This window comes from Streptomyces boluensis (genome assembly GCF_009908195.1).
In the GTDB taxonomy this organism is placed as follows: domain Bacteria; phylum Actinomycetota; class Actinomycetes; order Streptomycetales; family Streptomycetaceae; genus Streptomyces; species Streptomyces boluensis.
The window spans coordinates 1-5,346 of record NZ_JAAAHS010000461.1 but is presented as its reverse complement, the minus strand read 5'-3'; the positions used below and the strand labels follow the sequence as shown (position 1 = coordinate 5,346).

The following is a 5,346-nucleotide window of genomic DNA, read 5'->3' as shown; positions in this document are numbered from 1 at the left end:
GGCTATTTATTAGCCCCTCCGGCGATTGAGGAGGCCCGTCCGGCGAGGACTTTCGGGAAGGGGCGGGTAGGGGAGAAAGCCCGCCGCAGGCGCACCCGACCCGCACCCGACCAACCGACAGGAACCCCGATGCCGAGCAACGACATCCTGCACGTCACCACCGACAACATCACCCACATCACCCTCAACCGCCCAGAGGCAATGAACGCCCTCACCTGGGACAACCGAGAACAGATCATCCAGCACCTGGCAGACGCCTCCACCAACCCCGACACCCGCGCAGTCATCCTCACCGCCACCGGCAAAGGCTTCTGCGCAGGCGCGGACCTACGAGGCGGCCCCGCGCCCGCCGAACGCGTACCCGGAGACGTCGCCCGCACCATCCGCAACGGCGCCCAACGCTTCATCGCCGCGATCCTCGACTGCGAAAAGCCGGTGATCGCCGCCGTGAACGGCACCGCCGCCGGCATCGGCGCCCACCTCGCGTTCGCGTGCGACCTCGTCATCGCGTCCGAACAGGCCAAGTTCATCGAGGTGTTCGTACGACGTGGCCTCGTACCCGACGGCGGCGGCGCGTATCTGCTGCCGCGGCTGATCGGGCCGCAGCGCGCCAAGGAGCTGATGTTCTTCGGGGACGCGCTCCCGGCCGCCGAGGCGGAGCGGCTCGGCCTGGTGAACCGGGTCGTACCGGCCGACGACCTTGAGAAGACCGCGCGCGCCTGGGCGGAACGCCTGGCCCAGGGCCCCACGCGAGCCATCGCGATGACGAAGCAGCTGGTCAACGCGTCCCTGGACGTCGACAGGAGCGCGGCCTTCGCGGCGGAGGCGGCCGCACAGGAGATCAACATGACGACGGCGGACGCGAACGAAGGCGTGGCGAGCTTCGTGGAGCGGCGCAGCCCGATCTATCGCGGACGTTGACGGGGTGCGCGACGGTTCGCGAGGGTTCACGGGGGGGCACGAGGGTTCCCATCTGACGAAGCGTCAGTTTCAATGGGCGACGTGATGGGACACGCAGGGATGGCCGCGACAGCCGTCCGATACCTCAGGTCCGTCGGCGCCGCCACGGTCGCCGAGCCCGTACCCGCGCACCCGCGCCCGGATCTGCGCGCGGTCGGCGCGGACGAGCGGCTGCCGCCCGATCCGGGCGAATTCCGGCGCGTACTGGGCCACTTCGCCTCCGGCGTCACCGTGATCACGGCGACGGACGCGGACGGCCCGGCCGGCTTCGCCTGCCAGTCGTTCGCCTCGCTCTCCCTCGATCCGCCGCTGATCGCCTTCATGGTCGCGCGTACGTCGACGACCTGGCCGCGGATCGCACGCGCGGGCGCCTTCTGCGTGAACGTACTGGGCGCGGACCAGGGCGAGTTGTGCCGCGGCTTCGCGGTGAGCGGCGCCGACAAGTTCGCGGGAGTGACCCACGAACCGGCCCCGGTCTCCGGCGCCCCCCGCCTCACCGGCGTACCGGCCTGGCTGGACTGCACGATCCACGCGGTCCACACGGGCGGCGACCACCTGATCGTGGTGGGCCGGGTGAACGCGCTGGACGCGGTGGCGGAGGACGGAGCACCGTTGCTGTTCCACCAGGGCCGCTTCGGCAACTTCAGCTTGCCCGGCAAATCGAGCTAGCCCGGCAAAATTCAGCCCGTCCGGCGCTTGAGGACGAGCCCGCAGGGCGACAAACCTGCACCGAGCCGACCCGCACAACTCACGTACGCCGCCGAATCACCAAAGCCATAAGCGCCGCCACCGCGCACAACGCCCCCGACGCGTACCAGACCACGTCATACGTACCGGTGAGGTCGCGGGTCAGGCCGCCGAGGAACGCGACCAGGGCCGCGCCGATCTGGTGCGAGGCAAGGACCCAGCCGAAGACGATCGCCGAGTCGTCCCCGTAGTGCTCGCGGCAGAGCGCAAGCGTGGGCGGGACGGTGGCCACCCAGTCGAGCCCGTAGAACACGATGAAGAACAGCATCGGCGGCCGGACGTCAGGCGCGAGCAGGATCGGCAGGAAGAGAAGCGAGATGCCGCGCAGCGCGTAGTACGCGCCGAGGAGGCGGCGGGCGTCGAAGCGGTCGGTGAGCCAGCCGGAGAAGATCGTGCCGACCACGTCGAAGACACCGATGACCGCGAGCAGCGAGGCGGCGGCCGTGATGGGCATGCCGTGGTCGTGGGCGGCGGGCACGAAGTGGGTCTGGATCAGGCCGTTGGTGGAGGCGCCGCAGATCGCGAACGTACCGGCGAGCAGCCAGAACGGCCCGGTGCGCGCCGCCTTGAACAGCACGGTCAGCGCACGCCGCGCGGCCCCGGTCACGGGCGGCGGCTTCGGCACGAACTCCTTCGCCCCGTAAGGCGCGAGACCCACATCGGCCGGATGGTCGCGGAGCAGCAGCCAGACGAACGGGACGACGGCGAGCGCGGTCAGGGAGACGGTGATCGCGGCTGGGCGCCAGTCGTGGTTCTCGACCATCCAGGAGAGCAGCGGCAGGAAGATCAGCTGCCCGGAGGCGCTCGCGGCGGTGAGGATGCCGGTGACGAGGCCGCGCCGTTCGGTGAACCAGCGGTTGGTGACGGTCGCGGCGAAGGCGAGCGCCATGGAGCCGGAGCCGAGGCCGACCAGGAACCCCCAGTAGAGGATGAGCTGCCAGGCTGCGGTCATCCAGACGGCGAGCCCGGAGCCGAGCGCGATGACGGTGAGGGCGACGGCGACGACCCGGCGGATCCCGTACCGGTCCATGAGGGCGGCGGCGAACGGCGCGGTGAGCCCGTACAGCGCGAGGTTGACCGAGACGGCGAGGCCGATGGTGCCGCGTGACCAGCCGAACTCCCGGTGCAGCGGGTCCATGAGCAGGCCGGGCACGGAGCGGAACGCGGCGGCGCCGATGATCGTCACGAACGCGACGGCGGCGACGTACCAGGCACGGTGGATGCGTCGTCGCGGGGCGGGGCCGGGGCGGTTCGCGCGGGCAGCGGCTTGGGTTGTCTGTGTCACGTACCCCAGATTGCTGGCCGAGGCCATGACAAACGAGTGGCCCGAGAGACAGCATTCGCTACGATCGGGCCATGACCCGGAAGAGTTTGCCCCCGCGCCCCCACCGCGTCGTCGTGCTCGCCCTCGACGGGCTGCTGCCCTTCGAACTCGGCATCCCGCACCGGATCTTCGACCGCGCCAAGGCCGCCGACGGCAGCAAGCTGTACGAGACGGTGACCTGCTCGATCCGGCCGCCGGGCCCGGTCCGCACCGACTCCGACTTCTCGGTCCTCGTCGAGCACGGCCCGGAGGTCCTGGCCACTGCGGACACCCTGGTCGTCCCGGCCTCGTACGAGCTGGGCCCGGTCTACGAGGAGGGCCGCCTCACCGGGGAACTGGCCGCCGCGCTCGCCCACTTGCGCCCCGGCACCCGCCTGGTGTCGATCTGCACGGGCGGGTACGTGCTTGCCGCGGCCGGTTTCCTGGACGGGCGCCCGGCGACCACGCACTGGTCGTCGGCCGAGCACTTCCAGCGGGTCTTCCCGGCCGTCGAGGTGGACGCGGACGTGCTGTTCGTCGACGACGGGGACGTGCTGACCTCGGCGGGCGTCGCCGCGGGCATCGACCTGTGCCTGCACATCGTGCGCCGCGACCACGGCACGGCGGTGGCCAACGAGGTGGCGCGCCGTACCGTCGTCCCGCCGTTCCGCGACGGCGGCCAGGCCCAGTTCATCCAACGGCCGGTCCCCGAGGCGCAGTTGGCGACCACGACGGCCGCGCGCGCCTGGGCGCTCGGCCGGCTGCACGAGCCGATCCAGTTGCGGGACATGGCGGAGCAGGAGGCGATGTCGGTGCGCACGTTCACGCGCCGCTTCCGTGAGGAGGTCGGCGTCAGCCCCGGCCAGTGGCTCGCGCAGCAGCGGGTCGAGCGCGCCCGGCACCTCCTGGAGTCCACCGGCCTGTCGATGGACCAGGTGGCGCGGGACGCGGGCTTCGGTACGGCCCAGTCGATGCGCCAGCACCTACAGGTCGCACTCGGCGTCACGCCCACGGCGTACCGGCGTACGTTCCGGGCGGCGGCGGAGGCCTGAACCGGCTGTGGGGCCCGCGGAGTTGGGCTGCTCCCTGGTGGCCCGCTCCCCCACCGCGCCGGCCACGGTGAGCACCAGGGTGAGGCCGACCCCGGCGAGGATCGCCGCATCCGGCGCGACCACTTCGAGCAGCGCCCCGGAGAGGGTGCCCGCAGCGGCGTAGCCCACGCCGACGGCGGCGTACATCACCGAGTACCCGGCGGCGAGCGCGTCGGCCGGGAGCACCCGGCGCAGCTGCAGGTTCCGGGTGAGCATCGCCCCGGCCTGCAGCACCCCGGCGACGACGAGCCCCACCCCGATCCACAGCGCGGACGGCAGTACGGCGACGAGCGCCACGCACGCCGACACGGAGACGAGCAGCACAAGGGACTGCACCGGCAACCGTCCCGGCCACGCGTCCCGCATCCCGTACAGGAAGGACCCCACCCCCGAGCCGATCGCGAACCCGGCGAGCAGCGGGCCCGCGAGGGCGAGCGGGATGCCGCGGTGTTCGAGGAGCGCGGGCAGGATCAGCTCGGCGAGCCCGAGCAGCGAAAGGGACGCGGCGCCGGTCACGTACACGGGCCAGGCCCGCGCCAGAACACGCAGCAGCGCGCCGCCTGTTGACCCGCTCCGCTCCGCCTGCCAGCCGACCGGCAGCGCCCAGAGCCCCGCCACGGACGCGGCCATGAGGACGGCGGCGAGCAGCAGCGGCAGGTGCGCGGCCACCCCGAGGGCGAGCCCGGTCGCGGCGGCCGGGCTCGCCGCCCACACGGCGAACGTCAGCATCGACTCGGCGCTCAGCGCCTGGGTGACGGCACGCTCCGGTACGAGGGAGGTGAGCAGCGCCCGCAACCCACCCGGCGCGGCGGCGGGCGCAGCCCCCGCGACGAACGCGAACACCCCGAGCAGCACCGGATGCGCCCCCGGAAACACCCCGAGCCCACTGAACCCGACGGCCCCCACGCCGAGCCCCACGGCCAACTGCGGCCGGGCCCGCTCAGCGTTCAACCGCATCCCGAGCAGCGGCGCCCCGACGATCTCCCCGACCACATACGCGGCAGCGAGCAACGCCCCGAGCGTGTACCCCCCGGGCCGCTCCCGCACCAGAAACACCAAGGCCAACGGAGCCATAGCCACCGGCATCCGCGCCCCGACGGCGACGACGACCCAGGTCAGGACGGGGCGGGTGAGGATCTGACGGTAGGCGCGTAGGGACATGGGGGGACGGTAGCGGGGCTTCGGCCGTGGTGAACAAGGGATTTCCGCCAGCCCGTGCAGCGCATCCGCGACACCCCCTGAGCC

At 72.3% G+C, this 5,346-nt stretch carries 5 protein-coding genes; 3 read left to right on the top strand and 2 right to left on the bottom strand.

From position 1 onward, the window contains the following. Positions 1-129 precede the first annotated feature (129 nt). Both GUY60_RS33725 and GUY60_RS33720 read left to right on the top strand, forming a co-directional pair. Positions 130-921 carry an enoyl-CoA hydratase/isomerase family protein gene (locus GUY60_RS33725; RefSeq protein WP_161704854.1) on the top strand — a complete coding sequence of 264 codons (792 nt, stop codon included), beginning with the start codon at positions 130-132 and terminating at the stop codon, positions 919-921. 99 nt (positions 922-1,020) lie between these two features. Then, positions 1,021-1,629: a flavin reductase family protein gene (locus tag GUY60_RS33720; protein ID WP_161704852.1), complete on the top strand. Its 609-nt coding sequence runs from the start codon at positions 1,021-1,023 to the stop codon at positions 1,627-1,629. A gap of 79 nt (positions 1,630-1,708) precedes the next feature. On the opposite strand, the gene GUY60_RS33715 is transcribed toward GUY60_RS33720, so the two are convergent. After that, positions 1,709-2,992: an MFS transporter gene (locus GUY60_RS33715; RefSeq protein WP_376771348.1), complete on the bottom strand. Its 1,284-nt coding sequence runs from the start codon at positions 2,990-2,992 to the stop codon at positions 1,709-1,711. 71 nt (positions 2,993-3,063) lie between these two features. Between GUY60_RS33715 and GUY60_RS33710 the strand changes: the two genes are divergently transcribed. Beyond that, positions 3,064-4,062, top strand: a complete 999-nt coding sequence (locus GUY60_RS33710; RefSeq protein ID WP_161704848.1) for a GlxA family transcriptional regulator — start codon at positions 3,064-3,066, stop codon at positions 4,060-4,062. On the opposite strand, the gene GUY60_RS33705 is transcribed toward GUY60_RS33710, so the two are convergent. Further along, positions 3,994-5,262, bottom strand: a complete 1,269-nt coding sequence (locus GUY60_RS33705) for an MFS transporter (RefSeq protein ID WP_246235986.1) — start codon at positions 5,260-5,262, stop codon at positions 3,994-3,996. The two genes, GUY60_RS33710 and GUY60_RS33705, sit on opposite strands and share 69 nt — an antisense overlap. Positions 5,263-5,346: the final 84 nt, after the last annotated feature.